Origin of the sequence: Rubritalea sp., assembly GCF_039830215.1 — a bacterium.
Taxonomy (GTDB): domain Bacteria; phylum Verrucomicrobiota; class Verrucomicrobiia; order Verrucomicrobiales; family Akkermansiaceae; genus Rubritalea.
Genome location: NZ_JBDOPO010000335.1, coordinates 1 through 2,242, shown reverse-complemented (window position 1 = coordinate 2,242; position 2,242 = coordinate 1). Strand labels below are relative to the sequence as shown.

Annotated in this window: 2 protein-coding genes; both read left to right on the top strand. The window is 48.8% G+C overall.

The window, feature by feature from the left end; genetic code table 11:
* Positions 1 to 310 (top strand): pantoate--beta-alanine ligase (locus ABGY95_RS11385; protein ID WP_347441805.1); only part of this gene is annotated, 310 nt, incomplete at its 5' end.
* Positions 311 to 330: 20 nt separating this feature from the next.
* Positions 331 to 1,953 (top strand): L-aspartate oxidase, encoded by a 1,623-nt coding sequence (gene nadB, locus ABGY95_RS11380; protein WP_347441804.1) that lies wholly within the window; start codon positions 331 to 333, stop codon positions 1,951 to 1,953.
* Positions 1,954 to 2,242 lie beyond the last annotated feature (289 nt).

Below are 2,242 nucleotides of genomic sequence, written 5' to 3'. Positions count from 1 at the left end.
TGCCCTCTCATCACGTAATGTCCGTCTTACTACGAAAGCTAGAGCTCAAGCCCCCGTTATACGAGAAGCCATGCTCCTAGCTAAGCAATCTCTAGAGTCAGGCGTTGACAGCAGCGCGCAACTAATAGATGCGGTTAGAAATCACCTATACACTCATGCCCCGCTAGCTGAAATTGACTACCTAGAGTGCGTCTGCGCAAGCTCCCTACTACCCCAAGCGAGAGTCACTCAAAAATCTCTTATCACGATCGCCGCATTTTTTGGTGATGTCAGACTTATTGACAACATCGAGCTTGTCCCTAGCAACTAAGCAACGCACACTCACCACATATGGTTTCTGACTTCCTAGTCATCGGTTCTGGCATCGCTGGTCTTTCTTTTGCATTACGTGCAGCTGAACATGGCGCTGTAACAATTCTCACCAAAGGTGATGCGCTCGACTCTAATACAGCTTGGGCCCAAGGAGGTATCTCCGCAGTACTCGATCCAAAACTACGAGCTGAGGGTGATTCTTTTGAGCAACACGTTGCCGACACTCTAGATGCAGGAGCAGGCCTATGTAAGGAAAACGTCGTGAGAGATATCGTCACTGAGGGAACTGACACCATAGATGAATTACTTAAATACGGAGTCACCTTCGACAAAGACAGCAAGAACCCTGAGCTCTTCGAACTAGGAAACGAAGGTGGCCACACCAAGCGACGAGTACTACATTCCAAAGACACCACAGGCCACGCCATCGTCTCAGAACTTATTGAAAAGGTAAAAGCACACCCCAGCATCACCTTTCTTAAACACCACTTCGCGATAGACCTCATCACCACTGGAAAGCTCGGCGTCGTCACCGAGGATCGAGTACTAGGAGCGTATGTACTAAACGGGGTATCTGGTGAGGTTAAAATCTATAGGTCTGATCGTATCGTTTTAGCCACTGGTGGGTGCGGTAAAGTCTACTTATACACCACTAATCCAGATAGTTCAACAGGCGACGGACTCGCAATGGCTTGGCGCGCAGGCGCCACTATCTCAAACATGGAATTTGTGCAATTCCACCCAACCTGCTTTTACAACCCAGCAGCTGTAGGCGCTAAGGCTCGTTCATTCTTAGTCTCCGAAGCAGTGCGTGGTGAAGGCGGGCGCCTAGTCAATGACAATGGCGAAGAGTTTACACTGGAGCACGACCCAAGAGGATCACTCGCCCCACGCGACATTGTAGCTAGAGCAATTGATCATGAAATTAAGAAAACTGGCGCAAGTTGCGTATTTCTAGATGTCACACATAAACCACCCGGCTTTATGCGTGATCGCTTCCCGCACATCTACAATACCCTAATCGAGTTTGGGCTCGATTGTGAAACACAACTCATTCCAGTAGTCCCAGCCGCCCATTATCAATGTGGTGGAGTTGTGACTGACTCCAGCGGCAAAACCACAATTCGCGGGCTCTATGCAGTCGGCGAAGTTGCATGCACAGGGCTTCACGGAGCAAACCGCCTAGCATCAAACTCGCTATTAGAGGGAAATGTCGTTGCGCGTCGAGCTCTAGAATCGATGCTTAAGAGCTACCCACTTCAACTCGTCTCAACAAATTCTCCACCTATCCCAGCATGGGAGGATGGTGATGCGACACCTATAGATGAGCAAGTCCTCATCTCACAAAACTGGGATGAACTTCGTCGATTGATGTGGAATTACGTCTCTATTGTTAGGACAGACAACCGCCTCAAGCGAGCAGCCCACCGACTACGAAACCTCCGCAAAGAAGTACGCGAGTACTACTGGGGATTCAAAGTGAACCCAGACATCTTAGAATTACGTAATCTAGTAACAGTAGCAGCTCTTATAGTTGATTGCGCTATTCAGCGCAAAGAATCTAGAGGCATCCACTACACATTAGACTACCCATCGAAGAGCTCAAAATACCAACGCGACACTGAACTGCGTCGCTTCTAATTGCTGCTCACCAGCTTCAGGTCGTAGCCAACAAGAAAGTGTGCAAGTGCGAGTAATATCACCATAGGAAGGGATAACCAGAAAATCATCCATCCCAATCATGTCTACCCTGCTTGTCTAGCGGAGTAGAGTATTCCACAACTAAGCACCCCGTTAGTATGCCCTATACTCCGGCTGAGAAGCCCCAATAGTGCCTGTGCTAGCCCACGCATACCGTCAGAGACTCGCCGGTCGACAAGTATTTGTCCAGTAATGCATAAGAATGTGTAAGTTGGTCATGCAGTGTTAC